General features: G+C 38.8%; 11 protein-coding genes. 6 read left to right on the top strand and 5 right to left on the bottom strand.

The genetic code is table 11. The features are described from left to right. Positions 1 to 15: 15 nt before the first annotated feature. The gene (locus tag EWU22_RS10430) at positions 16 to 765 is read right to left on the bottom strand and encodes a PI-PLC domain-containing protein (protein WP_130925474.1); all 750 of its coding nucleotides are present in this window, start codon (positions 763 to 765) and stop codon (positions 16 to 18) included. A gap of 1 nt (position 766) precedes the next feature. Then, positions 767 to 4,627 (bottom strand): pyruvate carboxylase, encoded by a 3,861-nt coding sequence (locus EWU22_RS10435; protein WP_130925475.1) that lies wholly within the window; start codon positions 4,625 to 4,627, stop codon positions 767 to 769. Positions 4,628 to 4,840: 213 nt separating this feature from the next. On the opposite strand from EWU22_RS10435, the gene pdxA reads away from it, so the two are divergent. The 6 genes from pdxA to EWU22_RS10465 all read left to right on the top strand — a co-directional run bounded on the left by pdxA (position 4,841) and on the right by EWU22_RS10465 (position 13,066). Beyond that, positions 4,841 to 5,848, top strand: a complete 1,008-nt coding sequence (gene pdxA / locus EWU22_RS10440) for a 4-hydroxythreonine-4-phosphate dehydrogenase PdxA (RefSeq protein WP_130925476.1) — start codon at positions 4,841 to 4,843, stop codon at positions 5,846 to 5,848. 1 nt (position 5,849) lies between these two features. Further along, positions 5,850 to 6,776, top strand: coding sequence for an NAD(P)-dependent oxidoreductase (locus EWU22_RS10445; protein WP_130925477.1), 927 nt, complete (start codon positions 5,850 to 5,852; stop codon positions 6,774 to 6,776). Then, positions 6,773 to 9,214, top strand: coding sequence for an endonuclease MutS2 (locus tag EWU22_RS10450; RefSeq protein WP_130925478.1), 2,442 nt, complete (start codon positions 6,773 to 6,775; stop codon positions 9,212 to 9,214). The genes EWU22_RS10445 and EWU22_RS10450 overlap by 4 nt, the downstream gene beginning before the upstream one ends. 84 nt (positions 9,215 to 9,298) lie before the next feature. After that, on the top strand, positions 9,299 to 9,727 hold the full coding sequence (locus EWU22_RS10455) for an FKBP-type peptidyl-prolyl cis-trans isomerase (RefSeq protein WP_109323272.1): 429 nt from the start codon (positions 9,299 to 9,301) through the stop codon (positions 9,725 to 9,727). 8 nt (positions 9,728 to 9,735) lie between these two features. Beyond that, the gene (locus EWU22_RS10460) at positions 9,736 to 12,171 is read left to right on the top strand and encodes a glycosyltransferase family protein (RefSeq protein ID WP_130925479.1); all 2,436 of its coding nucleotides are present in this window, start codon (positions 9,736 to 9,738) and stop codon (positions 12,169 to 12,171) included. A 4-nt stretch (positions 12,172 to 12,175) separates the two neighbouring features. Further along, on the top strand, positions 12,176 to 13,066 hold the full coding sequence (locus EWU22_RS10465) for a YicC/YloC family endoribonuclease (RefSeq protein WP_130925480.1): 891 nt from the start codon (positions 12,176 to 12,178) through the stop codon (positions 13,064 to 13,066). 135 nt (positions 13,067 to 13,201) lie between these two features. On the opposite strand, the gene EWU22_RS10470 is transcribed toward EWU22_RS10465, so the two are convergent. From EWU22_RS10470 to hemH, 3 genes are read right to left on the bottom strand one after another with little or no spacing between them, the layout of a single operon-like run. Further along, complete coding sequence (locus EWU22_RS10470; RefSeq protein ID WP_130925481.1) at positions 13,202 to 13,591, bottom strand: DUF6941 family protein; 390 nt, start codon at positions 13,589 to 13,591, stop codon at positions 13,202 to 13,204. A gap of 10 nt (positions 13,592 to 13,601) precedes the next feature. Continuing rightward, on the bottom strand, positions 13,602 to 14,468 hold the full coding sequence (locus EWU22_RS10475) for an EamA/RhaT family transporter (protein ID WP_130925482.1): 867 nt from the start codon (positions 14,466 to 14,468) through the stop codon (positions 13,602 to 13,604). 4 nt (positions 14,469 to 14,472) lie between these two features. After that, complete coding sequence (hemH, locus tag EWU22_RS10480; protein WP_130925483.1) at positions 14,473 to 15,483, bottom strand: ferrochelatase; 1,011 nt, start codon at positions 15,481 to 15,483, stop codon at positions 14,473 to 14,475. Between the last annotated feature and the right edge of the window lie 27 nt (positions 15,484 to 15,510).

A 15,510-nucleotide genomic window follows, 5' to 3' on the forward strand; every position in this document is an offset into this window, starting at 1 on the left:
AAGGTTTTGTCTAATCTACTTAACGGCTAATCGCAAGAAATCAGCTAATTCACTTAAATGATCTGTTCCGATATAATCAACCCCTAAATCATATAAAGTTTGGTAACCTAGTAAACTATCTGGCGTAGCCCATAACCTCAATTTTCTTCCTTGAGCATGCACTCGGTCTACATAAGCTTTTAATTTTTCTTTCAATTCAGGGCTGATGGGACCTTGTCCACTCCATGCTCCAAATTTATACAAGGATTCACTCTCTAAAACCACTCGATTTCCTAATCCAGCAGGATATGTTTCAGTAGACCGGCCATCAAATGTGATCCAAGTTGGATACAATACATAATTTTTAATCGCTGGTCGATTTCCTGAAATGACGATCCTCAATCCTCTTTTGATAAATAAGTCTTTGTGAGGCTCTAAAGCTTTTATCAAAACGGGCAAAGTAGAATCTGCACTCGTTTTAAAATCAATTAAAAACTGATGAAAATTCCCTTGTTTATTTTCGGTCAAAACCTTCACAATAGGGTCAATATACAAAGTCTTTAATGTCCTATCAGCTTTGACATCTTTCACATCATGGGCTACTAATAATTCACCCTTGATGGAATAGACATCTGCCTCAATAGACCCGAAGCCTAGATTAAATGCTTCATAAAATGGCTTCGTATGCTCATAATCATTGTGAGCATGCGCCTTTAATAAGGCCTGCTGAGCCATCAAATTACTTGCAAAAAAACAAAGTAATATGCCTAAGAAAACGTTTTTCATCCTATTTCTTTAAATAATCACCAGAAACAATTTGAGTGTCAGCTTGCGTCGGTCTATTGTATAAATAAGCATAGCTCTCAACTTCCTGTCCATTCAATTGAACCTGTACTTTAGTTCTAACAAATAAACTTTTATCAGGCTTATCGGCATCAAACTCTTCATATTCATCCAATACACTCAATAATTTAATGGTATTGGATAAAAGATACAATTCACCTACAACTTGATCTTTTGAATCTTCCGATGCAATGATTCCAGGATATTCTGCCACTTGATACATGCGTCCTTGGTAAGTTGCCATACCAATGTAGTCAGAATTACGCGCTAGTAATCGATGTAAGTCATTTCCACAATCTCGACGAAGTGTACCATAGACAAATAGATATTCTTCTACATTGGGTTCAGGAAGCTTAGCCTCCTCCAAGGTTAATACTAAATCTTCTTGTTCTACTACCGTTCCTTCATGTAAAACTACATTGCCAATGATTCCTTCGAAAGGAGCAGAAACGATGGATTCCATCTTCATGGCTTCTATCACATACAAAGGAGCATTTTTCTTAACTTCTTCTCCCGGTTTTACCAAAATACGACTTAAGCGTCCTTGCAATGGTGCACCAATATCCCCTTTTTGAGAAGCCTTCACATGTTGTGGGCGTTCTACTTTGATATTCTTATCTAAAACCTTGATTCGACGAGCCTGACCATTCAATTCAAAAGTTACATTACGTAAACCTGATTCATCTGGTTCTGACATATGCAAGAATTTAACGATAATCGTTTTTCCTGGCTCAATCGTAATCATAATTTCTTCATCCTGCTTTAAGCCATAGAAGAATGCTGGTGTAGGCATAGCTGTCAAATCACCAAAAATTTGGTGATTTTTGTAGAAGTCTTCGTACACCTTTGGATACATCTTGTACGACAAGTAGTCATAGAATCCACCTTCGTTATCTGGGAATTTTGCTTGAAAAGCAGCAAAATCTTTATCGAAATCAATCGGAGCTAAATGATCATTAGGTCTCCCATCCATCGGAATCTCTCCTTTCAAGATGATTTCTTGCAATTGTTTTGGAAATCCTTGATATGGCTGACCTAATCCTCCTTTGAAGAAATCCTTCACCGACTCTGGGAAAGAAAGCGTTGCACCTTTGGCATACACATCTTCTGCCGTTAAAGAATTGGCCGTCATAAAAATAGCCATATCTCCCACTACTTTAGACGAAGGGGTTACCTTAACAATATCACCAAATAATTTATTCGCTTCTGAATAATTGTCCTTCAATAACTCAAACTTATCTCCTACTCCCAAAGCAACCGCCTGACCACGAAGGTTGGTATATTGACCTCCAGGAATTTCATTATCGTATACCTCTGCAGTACCGGCCTTCAATTCAGATTCAAATGGTGTGTACCAAGTTCTCACCGCCTCCCAATAGTTGGAATACTGATTCATTTCTTCCAAATCCAACAAATCTTGATTTGCTTGACCTTGCATCATCGCAACCAAGGAATTTAAATTTGGTTGAGAAGTTAAACCTGACATGGCTGCCAATGCACCATCTACTACGTCAACTCCTGCTTCAATCGCCTTTAAATATGTTGCTGATTGAATCGATGCCGTATCATGTGTATGCAAGTGAATAGGAATATCCACTGCCTTTTTCAATTCTTTAACCAATAACTCAGCTTGGAATGGTCTCAATAAACCTGCCATGTCTTTAATGGCCAGCATGTGTGCTCCTTCATCTTCTAGTTGACGAGCCAAATCCAAGTAATATTGTAAATTATACTTCTCATTAGAGAATACATCTCCTGTATAACAAATGGCTGCTTCAGCGATACCTGGCGTTCTTTCACGCACAGCACGAATAGAGACTTTCATAGCCTCAACCCAGTTCAATGAGTCAAAAATACGGAAGACATCAATACCTGCTTCAGATGATTTCTCTACAAACTTCTCAATCAAATTATCTGGATAAGCTGAATATCCTACGGCATTGGATCCGCGGAACAACATTTGAAGCAACATATTCGGCATAGCCTGACGGAACTCTTGCAAACGCTTCCAAGGAGATTCTTGTAGGAATCGCATGGCTACGTCAAACGTCGCTCCTCCCCAAACTTCCATAGAAAACAATTCTGGGAAAGATTTGGCAAAACCAGATGCTACAGCCAACATATCTTGTGTTCTTACCCGCGTTGCTAATAATGACTGATGGCCATCTCTGAAAGTTGTATCAGTAAACAAAACCTGTTTTGTTTCACGAATATGCTTAGCAAACTTCTCAGGTCCTAATTCCATCAACAATTGCTTGTTGCCTTTAGGGAAATCAGACAAAGGGTCTGAATAAGGAATAATTGGAGGTCTAAAACTGTTGCTAGGTTTAACCTTGACATCAGGGTTACCATTGACGATCACTTCCCCTAAGTAGCGTAAAGCTTTAGTAGAACGGTCTCTGGTTGGGGTAAACTTAAATAATTCAGGATGGGTATCAATGAATTGTACTGTACATTGACCATTCTGAAAGATGGGATGGGAAATTACATTTCTTAGGAAAGGAATATTGGTTTTTACCCCACGAATACGAAACTCGGTTAATGCACGATTTAATCGTTCGGCTGCACCTAATAAGGTACGACCTTTGGCAGAAACCTTCACCAACATAGAATCAAAATAAGGTGAAATTTTCACCCCTGGATAAGATGATCCTTCATCCAAACGAATGCCAAAACCAGCTGCATTTCGGTAGGCAATAATGGTACCAAAATCAGGCTTAAATCCATTGGTTGGATCCTCCGTTGTAATTCGACATTGGATAGCAAATCCTCTTAATGGAATATCTTCCTGCGACAGGATATAGATACCTGGATCAGACAGTTTATAATTTTGGGCAATTAAAATTTGGGTACGTACAATATCAATTCCCGTAACCTCTTCCGTAATGGTATGTTCTACCTGAACTCGAGGGTTAACTTCAATGAAATAGATATTCTCATCTCGGTCTACTAAAAACTCAACGGTTCCTGCATTGTAGTAGTTTACAGCTTTACCTATGGATAACGCATATTGGTATAATTTCTTTTTTGTTTCATCTTTAAGACCAAAGGATGGAGCTATTTCTACCACTTTTTGGAATCGACGCTGAACGGAACAATCTCGTTCATATAAATGCACCAAATTTCCATGTTGGTCACCTAATAACTGTACTTCAATATGTTTAGGCTGATCAATGAACTTCTCAATAAAGATTGTTTCATCACCAAAAGCATTCTTGGCTTCATTACGTGCCTCATTATAAGCTTTTTCTAAATCTTCTTCTAAACGAACTACCCGCATACCACGTCCACCTCCACCAGCAGCTGCTTTCACCATAACGGGAAAACCTATACGTTTTGCTTCAGATAAGGCTAAGGAATAGACAGACAAATCCCCTTTTGAATCTTGAATCATGGGAACATTGGCTTTCTGAGCTGCTATTTTTGCAGCTACCTTATCTCCTAAAGCATTCATTGCTTCTGGAGAAGGGCCTACAAAGACTATACCTTCTTCTCTACATCTGCGAGCCAAATTGACATTCTCTGATAAAAAACCATATCCAGGGTGAATGGCATCAATGTTTTTGCTTTTACACAAAGCAATCAAACCTTCATAATCTAAATAAGGTTTTAATGGCTCATCGTCTTTACCTATTTGGTAGGCTTCATCCGCTTTATAGCGGTGTAAAGAATACCTATCTTCAAAGGTATAAACGGCGACGGTACGAATCCCCAACTCGGAGGCAGCACGCATGATACGAATAGCGATTTCACCACGATTGGCGATAAGGAGACTTGATATTTTTCTTACGTATGACTTTGGCATTATCTTCAATTATTGCATTCTAACAAAAATGCTAAAATAATTGGCATTTTTGCATTTATTGCCCCGTTTTATTTGCTGAATATTAAAAATTTACAATAATTGTAGGGTTCGTTACCAATTTAACCATAGATTATATTCTCAAATTTGGTCCACAAAAAAAATCAAGCCCTCTTCCCTCGAAATTTCTTAACTTGCAGGCTGAATTTTTGAAGCATGAACACAAATAAACCTTTGATAGGAATAAGCCTAGGTGATTACAATGGCATCGGTCCAGAGATTATTTTAAAAGCATTGGGTAGCCCAAGAATTTTAAAGTGGTGTACTCCTGTAATCTATGGTTCCAAAAAGGTCTTGGATTTCTACCGTCAAAAATTAGAACTGAAAGATTGGTCCATCAAAATTGTAGACAATCTCAATCAGATTCAAGAAGGTCAGAGTTATTTAGTGAAAGCATGGGACGATAAAGACACCGTTGTGGAACCCGGAAAAGTAACTCAAGAAGCAGGGAAAGCGGCTTTTGATTGTTTAGAAATGGCCATCAAAGATTTAGATCGCGGTTTGATATCGGCATTGGTGACTGCACCAATCAATAAACACAACATCCAATCCGAGGAATTTTCCTTTCCTGGACATACCGAATATTTAACAGAACGCTTTGATGCTAAGTCATCTTTAATGATGATGGTAAGTGAGAACCTCCGCATGGGTGTTGCTACAGGACATTTACCCTTGCAAGAAGTAAGTAATGCCCTCAATGCTCAATTGCTTAAAGATAAAATAAGCTTGTTTTTAAAGAGTTTGAAAGAAGATTTCTCCATCGATAAACCCAAATTAGCTGTTTTAGGATTAAACCCGCATGCGGGTGAATCAGGCTTATTAGGAAAAGAGGAATTAGAAATCATTCAACCTGTCATCGACGAATTTAGAAATAAAGGAAATCTAGTGTTTGGTCCGTATCCAGCTGATGGATTTTTTGGCAAAGCACAATTCAAAGAATTTGATGGCGTTTTAGGTATGTATCATGATCAAGGATTGATTCCATTCAAATACATTGCTTTTGATACTGGTGTGAATTTTACTGCTGGGCTTCCCATCATTAGAACATCTCCAGATCATGGAACAGCTTATGATATTGCTGGGAAAAATGAGGCAGATCCAAGTTCCTTTATGCATGCCCTCTTTTTGGCAATGGATTTAGTAAAAAATAGAATGCAGGCATAACATGCGCGCTCAAGTCCTAATCATTGATGAAGTACATGAATCCATGGCCCAAGGCTTGGAAGCATTGGATTTTATAGTCGTGAATGGAAGCACATGGACAAAAGATGAAATCCTACAACAAATTGGTGTGTTTGAAGGATTGGTAGTCAGAAGTAAACTTAAAATAGATGCCCATTTTCTTCAGCAAGCTAGTGCTCTTCGATTTATAGCTAGAGCTGGTGCAGGATTGGATTTAATTGATTTACAAGAGGCCAGCAGTAGAAATATCGAAGTTTTTGCTGCAAACGAAGGCAATAAAGAAGCCGTTGCTGAACATGTCATTGGGCAATTATTGAGTTTAGCACATCATTTACATAAATCCGATAGAGAAGTACGACAAGGTATTTGGGATAGAGAAGGAAATAGAGGTTGGGAAATATCGGGAAAAACAATCGGTATCATTGGTTATGGACATATGGGTCAATCAGTAGCTAGTCGCTTAAGCTGTTTTGGATCTACCATATTAGCCTACGACAAATACCAGCCTGCTAGCCGGTACAGTGCTGAAATGCAGGATATTTTTGATCAAGCAGACATAGTTTCATTACATATTCCATTGACCGAAGAGACGAAGGGCATGGTCAATGACCAATGGCTTTCACAATTTAAAAAGCCCATTGTGTTCATAAATAGTTCTCGAGGCGCTATTAGTCCATTACCAGCCTTATTATTAGGATTAGAAAAGAGGCAAATTCAAGGATTGATCCTAGATGTGTTGCCTAATGAAAAAATCAATACTTGGTCAGAAGAAGAAAAAGCTTTGTTTAACAAAATCAGTTCTTTTCCTGCTACCTTATTCAGTCCGCACGTTGCAGGATGGACCAACGAAAGTTACCGAAAAATCAATGAGGTACTCCTTGCCAAAATAAAAGCCTATTATACCGCATGAATTACCCAGAAGGATTAACTGACAAAATAGGCTTTAGCCATGTTCAGGCAGACATCAAAGCGGCATGTCTCAGTCAGATGGGAGTAGAATTCGCGGAGAAAATGCGTTTTTCTAACCGATTCCCTCTCGTTAAACAATGGGTCAATCAAGTGCATGAAATGAAGCAATTGATGGCGGAGCGTGGAGGAGAATGGCCTCAAGTAGATTATTATGATTTACGACCTTGGCTAGCCCCTTTAACTTTAGAAGGCAATTACTTCTCTGCTGATCAATGGAGAGACTGGCAAAGAGGACTAGAAGTTCTCTATCAGTGTATCCGTTTTTTTCATTTATTGGATGCTGAAACATATCCAGAGTTACATCAATTAACTCGACAATATTCTCAAAAAATTGCGGAAAAATCCGATCAGGATTACATGCAATTATTACCTGTATTACAAGAATTAGGTAGAGTATTTGATGCTAATGGACAAATTAAAGAAAATGCATCCTCGGATTTAGGAGAGATTCGTAGGAAAAAAAATACGGAAGAGCAGGGCTTACGAAAGAAATTAGATAGCCTATTGAATCAGGCACAACAACAGGGATGGATTTCCAAGGACTTTTCTTTGACCTTGCGTAATGGTCGTATGGTGATTCCTTTGGCCGCTGAACATAAGCGTAAGATTAAAGGCTTTGTCCAAGATGAATCCGATACCGGCAAAACTGTCTTTTTAGAACCTGCCGATGCTTTAACGGCCAATAATGAAATCAAATCATTGGAATCCGCCGAGAAAAGAGAAATCATCCAGATTCTTTCTCGCTTGTCGGACCGAGTTAGGCCCATGGTTCCTATGTTGGCTCAATGGTTACAATGGTTAGGCTTAATTGATTTTATACGAGCCAAAGCCGTGTGGGCTCAAGAGCATCAAGCTATTCTTCCCCATTTACAAGATAAACCTAGTTTGGACTGGCGAAATGCTCGTCATCCTCTGTTGGAAAAATCATTGGAAAAAATTGGTAAAAAAATCAAGCCTTTGTCGATTCATCTAGACGAAAAGAAACGACTCATGGTTGTCTCTGGGCCTAATGCTGGAGGAAAGTCAGTAACACTGAGTACCGTAGGACTTTTGCAATATTTATACCAATCGGGTTGTTTGATTCCTATTGAAGAAGGTTCAAGTATGGGTTTCTTCCAACAGATTTTTCTCGACATGGGGGATGAGCAGAATTTAGAAAATGAATTAAGTACCTATAGTTCTCACTTGAGTAACATGCGCTACTTTCTTCAACATGCCAATGCTAAAACCTTGGTATTAGTGGATGAATTTGGAACAGGTACTGAACCCTCTTTAGGAGGAGCCATTGCTGAAGCTATTCTGGAAAAATTGGCCGATAAAGGTTGTTATGGTGCTATCAATACGCACTTTGGTAATCTAAAAAGTTTAGCCGATCGCAAGGAAGGATTGTTCAATGCTGCCATGCGCTATGACACCGCGCATTTGGAACCCATGTTTATCTTAGATATGGGGAAGCCAGGAAGCTCATTTGCTTTTGAAATTGCTCAAAAAATTGGCCTCCCTCATGGAATCATTGAAAATGCCCAAAAAAAATTGGGTAAAAAGCAGGTTGATTTTGATAAACTATTATTAGAAACAGAAACGGAAAAACAGATTTGGCAAAGTAAAAATAATAGCCTAAGTCTTCAAAATGAACAAGTAGACGCCATCAAGCAACAGTATGAGCAGTTGAAAAATCATTTGCAAGATGAGCAAAAAAACATCATTAATAAGGCCAAAGCCGAAGCCAAGCAATTGGTCAAAGAAGCCAATCAACGGATTGAGCAAACCATTCGAGAGATTAAAGAAAAGGCGGCAGGAAAAGAAGAAACGAAACAACTTCGAGAGAAGCTAGATACTTTTGCTCAAAAAGCACTTATTGAAGCCCCTGTCAAGCCGAAACCCATTAGCAATCCGACCCTAAAATCCATCAGTGGCCCAATAACAGTTGGTGATTGGGTAGCCATACAAGATGGAGGCAGCGAACCAACCATTGGTCAAGTGTTGGAAATCAAAGGCAAAGATGCTTTACTAGCATTAGGTTCTATTAGCTCTACCATTAAATTAAAGCGTTTACAAAAAGTACAAGCCCCTAAATCGGAGAAAATTAAAACCGCTCCTTTAAATGGCATTGACATCAATGACCGAATGGCACAATTTAGCTTAACATTGGATTTACGTGGCAAAAGAGGTGAAGAAGTTTGGGTTGCATTGGATCAATACATCAATGATGTGCTCCTATTAGGTGCTCCGGAAGTAAGAGTTTTACATGGAAAAGGAGATGGTATTTTACGGAGTTTAGTCAGGGAACAATTAAAACGTTATGCCCAGATTAAACAAGTGCAAGATGAGCATGCCGACCGAGGTGGTGCAGGTATCAGTGTCATTACCATGAAATAGCCGAAAAACTTCCATACTTTCATGCCTCGATTAATAAAAAAATACTGACCTTTGTCTCTGATTTTTTACACTTAACAATACATTATGTCTATTGCAAAAACTGGCGACCAAGTTGCCGTTCATTACACAGGAAAACATACCGATGGCAGTATCTTTGATTCGTCCGTAGGAAGCAACCCATTAGAATTTCAACTAGGTTCAGGCATGGTTATCAAAGGTTTTGATGATGGTGTGACTGGCATGGCCATTGGAGAGAAAAAAACCATTACGATTCCAGCTGCTGAAGCGTATGGGGAACATTCTCCAGAAAACACGTTGACCATTGAAAGAAACCAAATTCCAGCTCACATTCCAGTAGAATTAGGTGTTACCTTAAACATGCACCAAGATGGTGGACATGTCATTGAAGTAACAGTTACTGACTTGACAGATACTCACGTTACTTTAGATGCCAATCACCCAATGGCTGGAAAAGATTTAACGTTTGAATTAGAATTAGTTGCGATTAAATAAGCCCCAACATGAAAATTGATTTTCGCTCCTTTTTGCCTCATGGATTAGTTATTCTAGGCTTTGTTGTCATTGCATTTATTTACTGCGGCCCTGTATTAGAAGGGAAGGTATTAATTCAGCACGACATTCAGCAGGCACAAGCTGCGGCAAGGGAAAGTGTTCAATTTAAAAATGAAACGGGACAAGATGCTTGGTGGACCAATTCCATGTTTAGTGGAATGCCCTCTTACCAGATTTCAGGCTCTTATCCGAACAGTATCTCCAGCTACCTAGGTAGCTGGATTACCAATATCCTACCTAACCCTGTCAATCTTATTTTCTTACAATTACTGGGCATGTACCTATTTCTTTGGGCCATGGGCATCTCTCCTATTTTAGGGTTTGCTGGCTCAGTTGCCTATGCCTTTGCCACCTACAACATGGTTATCATTCCAGCTGGACATACCTCTAAAGTGTTAGCCTTGGCTTATGCACCTGTGGTTTTAGCGGGTTTACGACTGTGCTGGGGACAAAGAAAATGGTTGGGTTTGGCTATTTTCACCTTAGGAATGGCTCTTGAATTATATGCCAATCACATTCAAATTACTTATTATTTATTCTTCATTATTGGTGCAATTAAGCTTTACTTACTGAGTGAAGCCATTAAAACGGGTCAATTTAAACGCTGGCTAATCAATGGCCTTTGGATGGCTTTGGGCTTAGTACTGGCATTAGGAACGCACACCATGCGTCTCTGGAATAATTATGAGTATAGCAAGGAAACTACCCGTGGGCCATCCGAACTAAAAGCGAATTCAGCCAGAGGAAGTGGATTAGATAAAGGATATGCTTTTGATTGGTCTTATGGAATTGCTGAAACAGGCACCTTATTAATCCCAAATTTCATGGGAGGTGCTTCTCAAGGTAATTTAGGAGGGACCAAATCCAATACCTTCAAAACCATGACCGATGCGGGAATTCCAGAAGAGCAATCGCTGGGCTTTGTAGAAAAAGGGTTTACATATTGGGGAGACCAAAGTTATACAGCAGGACCAGCCTATGCTGGTGCAGTCGTTATCTTCTTGTTTTTATTTGCTGCTCTGTATGTTAAAAGCAAAGAAAAATGGTGGATTATCTTCATTACAGTATTATTTACCACCTTTTCATGGGGTAAAAACTTTGGATTTAATGGTTTCCTGTTCGACTACTTTCCTCTATTCAACAAGTTCCGTGCAATCACCATGGTCTTGTCATTTGTACAATTTGGATTAGTGGCCTTAGCTATGTTGGGACTGATTCAATTATCGAAAGAAAAACCGAACTTTCAACAAATCAAGCAGCCCTTATTCATCTCATTGGGCTTAACAGCAGGTTTATGCCTGATTTTAGCCATCTTACCAGATTTGTTTCTTTCCTTCAAAGGGCCTCAAGATGGTATGCAATTAATTCAGGATGCCAACTTAAATTCAGCCATTTGGAATAGCATCCGTTTAGACCGGATTGCCTTATTTACATCCGATGCTTGGAGAAGTTTCTTCTTCATCTTGTTCGCTGCTGCTTTGGTTTTTGTCAGCACACTAGAAAAAGTTAAAAAGAGTATTTGGGTCTTTGGCATGGTACTTTTGTTGGTATTGGATGTAGCACCAGTCGCAAAACGTTATTTTGGAAAAGATTTTTTTGTTTCTAAAAGTACACTAGAAGAAAACATAGAACCTAGTCCAGCGGATCAACAAATTTTAGCCGATAAAAGTCAATTCCGCGTGTTGAATTCTACCGTGTCATTCATGAGTGATGCTACCACGAGCTATTACCACCATTCGATAGGTGGATATCATGGGGCAAAGCTTCGTCGATACCAAGAATTGATTGAGAAGTATTTCGCAGGAAGTCATGCTCAAATGACTGTGTTGAATATGTTAAATACCAAATATGTGATTGGTTTGGATTCAACTAACCGACCGATTGCTCAAACCAATCCAACGGCATTAGGAAATGCTTGGGTCGTTTCTCAAATCAAATGGGCTAATAATGCCGATGAAGCCTTGAATGCCATTGAGAAAATTAACCCAGCACAAGAAGTGGTATTAGAAAACCAAGATAAAAAATGGTTGGGAAATTTTCAGCCGCTTCCTACATTGGGCCAAGTTACTTTAAGTCAATATGCGCCCAATAAATTGACCTACCAAAGTCAGTTAAGTGCATCAGGACTAGTCGTTTTCTCCGAAATTTATTACCGCGGAAATCAAGATTGGAAGGCCTATATTGATGGCAAAGAAATGCCACATGTAAGAGCTAATTATGTATTACGCGCCATGGTTGTTCCGGCAGGTAAACATCAAATTGAATTTAAGTTCGCACCTAATTCTGTAGAAACGGGAGGTAAAATAGATGGATTAGCATCCATTGGGTTGATTATATTCTTAGGATTGTCCTTGGGATTAGAGTTTAGAAAAAAGAAAGTATAAGTATATGATTTATTCGATGACCGGTTTTGGGAAGGCCCAAAAAGAAATACAAGATCTTCAAATCAAAGTAGAGGTCAAGAGTTTGAATTCCAAGTTCACCGATTTATTTTGTCGCTTACCTAAATCCCTTTCTGCAAGAGAAATTGAAGTAAGAAATTACCTCACTCAACAATTAGAACGAGGTAAAATAGAATTGTCATTGACCATGCAAAAGGCCACGGAAACGGTATCTCCAAGCTTGTTGCCTGAAAAGCATATTGAGGAACTATTCAGTGAATTAAAGCGAGTAGCAAAGCAAGTTGGGGTAGAATCAGTAAATGAAACAGCCCTATATTTGCATGCATTATCCATGCCAAATACCATTCAGGCTGAACAAACCCAAGAAACGGAAGAAGAAGTAGAGGCCCTTTGGCAATCCATTTTTGAAATCATTCAAGAAGCGACACAAGAATGTAAAGCCTTTCGTTTGCGTGAAGGAAATGTGGTGGAAGAGAAGTTCAAGGAATACATAGCATCCATTAAATTGGGATTGGATGCAGTAAAAGAGCAAGATTTGATTCGTATGCCAAACATTCGTGAGCGTATGAAAAAGTCCTTATTAGACCTAGGTTTGAATGAAGATTTTGATCAAAACCGTTTCGAGCAAGAGGTGGTTTATTACATCGAGAAATTCGACATATCGGAAGAAAAAGTTCGATTATCGACTCATCTAGAGTATTTCCTTGAAGTATTGAAAGAAGGAAACGGTAAAAAATTAAACTTCATGGCTCAAGAAATTGGCCGTGAAATCAATACCATTGGTTCCAAAGCCAATGATTCAAATATCCAACGTCTGGTAGTCAACATGAAAGACGAATTGGAAAAAATAAAGGAGCAAACAGCGAATGTGCTTTAAATGTAAAATGAAGAATGTAGAATGAAAAATGTAGAATGTAGAATTTTCAATAACTAGACCGTGAAAAGAAGTGTAATAAAATTATAACCAATTATACTACATTCTTAATTCTACATTCTTCATTCTACATTAACCCTACCTCCCCACCGTCAAGCTCAAGCCAGTTCTAAATTCTCCATCAAAGTAAAATTCAAAGGCATATTTACCAGGCATGTCCAATTTGGAATGAACTAAATTCCAAATGATATTCAAGGTAGTATGATCTGCATGTGGGTTTTTCTCTATGGTAAACTCCCCTTTGAAGGGTTCATGAAAATTATCTCCTTGAGGATTTAGCGCATCTATTTGGAAATAATGCAATCCTGCTTCCGAATTTCCTATGCGAATGCGGGCAACAATCGCGCAGGAAGGATGAATGGCAGGAAATTCTTTCGCTGTGATATTATCAAAGGTCCCATTAATGACCAATTTGCCTTGTCCATAATCAGCCGCATAATCCGCCAATGTGAAAATTTCTACTTCCATATATATTTCTTTAAAGCAATAATAGAACAATGGCAATACAGCCTAAACTAATTCCAATACTCTGTCGACCGCTAATTTTCTCTTTGAAAAACACATAAGCAACTGCCGTAGAACCTACAATGACTCCAATATTAAAAATTGGGAGTACAATAGCTCCATTGTTTCCAAAGTAATCCAAGGTTTTCAACAAAAAGTAAAAAGAGAAAAAATTGGGCAATCCTAGTGGCAGCGCAGCCATTATGGAAGCTTTGTTCCACGTAAACTTCCCAACCATCGTTCCCCGAATTAATTCTAGTACAGAGGCACCAACAGCCCCAGCTACGATCATCAACATAAAGGGGATTGTTCCACCAGCTTCGGTTGCTACTTCTGCATTTAAAAAATTAAAAGCCGTGTTTGTAATGCCATAACCGACAAATACCAACAATAAAGCAGTCAAAGATTTATTCTGCCCCTTCCCTTCCATCTTAGGACTACAAAAATAGATGGCTCCAAAAGCCAAAAGTAAACCTACTATGATTTGCCAAGTCCAAGTTACTCCTCCCCGATTCCAAATTAACAAATTGAACAAGACGGGAATAACTAAAGATATATTATTGGCCAAAGAGGTTGTAGCCATACCGTTTTTCTGTGTTGAAAAACCCGTTAATAAGAATGTTACAACAAAACCCAAACCCAAGGCCACCATTCCCAAGGAATAAGGCATGTCTGGCCAATGGAAAGGTAATGCATGGGGTTGAACTGCCCAACCCGTTAAAAAACAAATGGGGTAATTCAATAGAATGGTTAAACTGGTATCTACTCCAAATTTGGCATGCATCCGAAAGTTGACCAATAATAAAATGGCAAAGAAAACACTTAAAATGAAGTATATCATGGCATTATGATTGATGCACCAAATCTTTCAAGAAACTTACCCATTCAGGAGAATTATTCAAACTCTCTACCAATTGCCAATGCTCCCCTCCTGCTTCTTCAAACAATTCTTTGTATTCTTCCCCTACTTCAATGGTTGTTTCCAAACAATCGGCTACAAAGGCTGGAGAAAAGGCTAATACTTTCTTTTTACCCTCTTTCACTAAACTTTTGATGGTTTCATCTGTGTAAGGTTGAAGCCATGGATCTCTTCCTAATCGACTTTGAAAGGCCGTACCAAATGTACCTTCTTTCAAACCCATTTCTTTGGCTATCAAACGAGTAGTTTCAAAACATTGAGCACGGTAACATCCATGATTTTTCTCGGTGATTTGCTCACAACAAGAGCCAAATGCACAGGTGTTTTTGGTGATATCTCCATTTCGAATATGACGTTCAGGAATTCCATGATATGAAAATAAATAATAATCAAACTCATGTTCTGCTTGGTATTTCTTTGCTTTTTCAGCGAAATAAGAAGCAAATCCTGGTTTTTGATAGAAATAACTCACCAAGGAAATGTTGGGCATTACTTGCCATGAACTCATTAACTCCATCACACGATCATACACAGAGCCCGTAGTGGCAGAAGCATACTGAGGGAACAGTGGAATAATAATCAATTTATCCAATTGCATCTGTTCCATTTCCTTCAATACCGAAGCCAAATTAGGATTTTGATAACGCATGGCCAATTTCACCACATATTCATTCCCTAAGCTCTTTTGTAATTCATCACGTACATCCTCCCCATAAAATTTTAATGGAGAGCCGCGTTCTTCCCAAAGTTGCTGGTATATTTTAGCTGATTTTGGTGCCCGAAATGGGGCTATGATACCATTAACCAACATGAACCTAAATGGATATGGGATATCAATTACCCGGCCATCCATTAAAAATTCCCTTAAATAACGACGTACTGAAGCAGTATCCGGAGCATCCGGAGTACCTAAATTAACCAATAAAACTCCTACCATTTTGTCCTAATTTGCCGCAAAGATGAT

Source organism: Aquirufa nivalisilvae (genome assembly GCF_004307455.1).
In the GTDB taxonomy this organism is placed as follows: domain Bacteria; phylum Bacteroidota; class Bacteroidia; order Cytophagales; family Spirosomataceae; genus Aquirufa; species Aquirufa nivalisilvae.

Bases quoted from the DNA above. Each gene is read 5' to 3' on its own strand.
- EWU22_RS10430 (WP_130925474.1), bottom strand. From the start codon at position 765: ATGAAAAACGTTTTCTTAGGCATATTACTTTGTTTTTTTGCAAGTAAT.
- EWU22_RS10435 (WP_130925475.1), bottom strand. From the start codon at position 4,627: ATGCCAAAGTCATACGTAAGAAAAATATCAAGTCTCCTTATCGCCAAT.
- pdxA (WP_130925476.1), top strand. From the start codon at position 4,841: ATGAACACAAATAAACCTTTGATAGGAATAAGCCTAGGTGATTACAAT.
- EWU22_RS10445 (WP_130925477.1), top strand. From the start codon at position 5,850: ATGCGCGCTCAAGTCCTAATCATTGATGAAGTACATGAATCCATGGCC.
- EWU22_RS10450 (WP_130925478.1), top strand. From the start codon at position 6,773: ATGAATTACCCAGAAGGATTAACTGACAAAATAGGCTTTAGCCATGTT.
- EWU22_RS10455 (WP_109323272.1), top strand. From the start codon at position 9,299: ATGTCTATTGCAAAAACTGGCGACCAAGTTGCCGTTCATTACACAGGA.
- EWU22_RS10460 (WP_130925479.1), top strand. From the start codon at position 9,736: ATGAAAATTGATTTTCGCTCCTTTTTGCCTCATGGATTAGTTATTCTA.
- EWU22_RS10465 (WP_130925480.1), top strand. From the start codon at position 12,176: ATGATTTATTCGATGACCGGTTTTGGGAAGGCCCAAAAAGAAATACAA.
- EWU22_RS10470 (WP_130925481.1), bottom strand. From the start codon at position 13,591: ATGGAAGTAGAAATTTTCACATTGGCGGATTATGCGGCTGATTATGGA.
- EWU22_RS10475 (WP_130925482.1), bottom strand. From the start codon at position 14,468: ATGATATACTTCATTTTAAGTGTTTTCTTTGCCATTTTATTATTGGTC.
- hemH (WP_130925483.1), bottom strand. From the start codon at position 15,483: ATGGTAGGAGTTTTATTGGTTAATTTAGGTACTCCGGATGCTCCGGAT.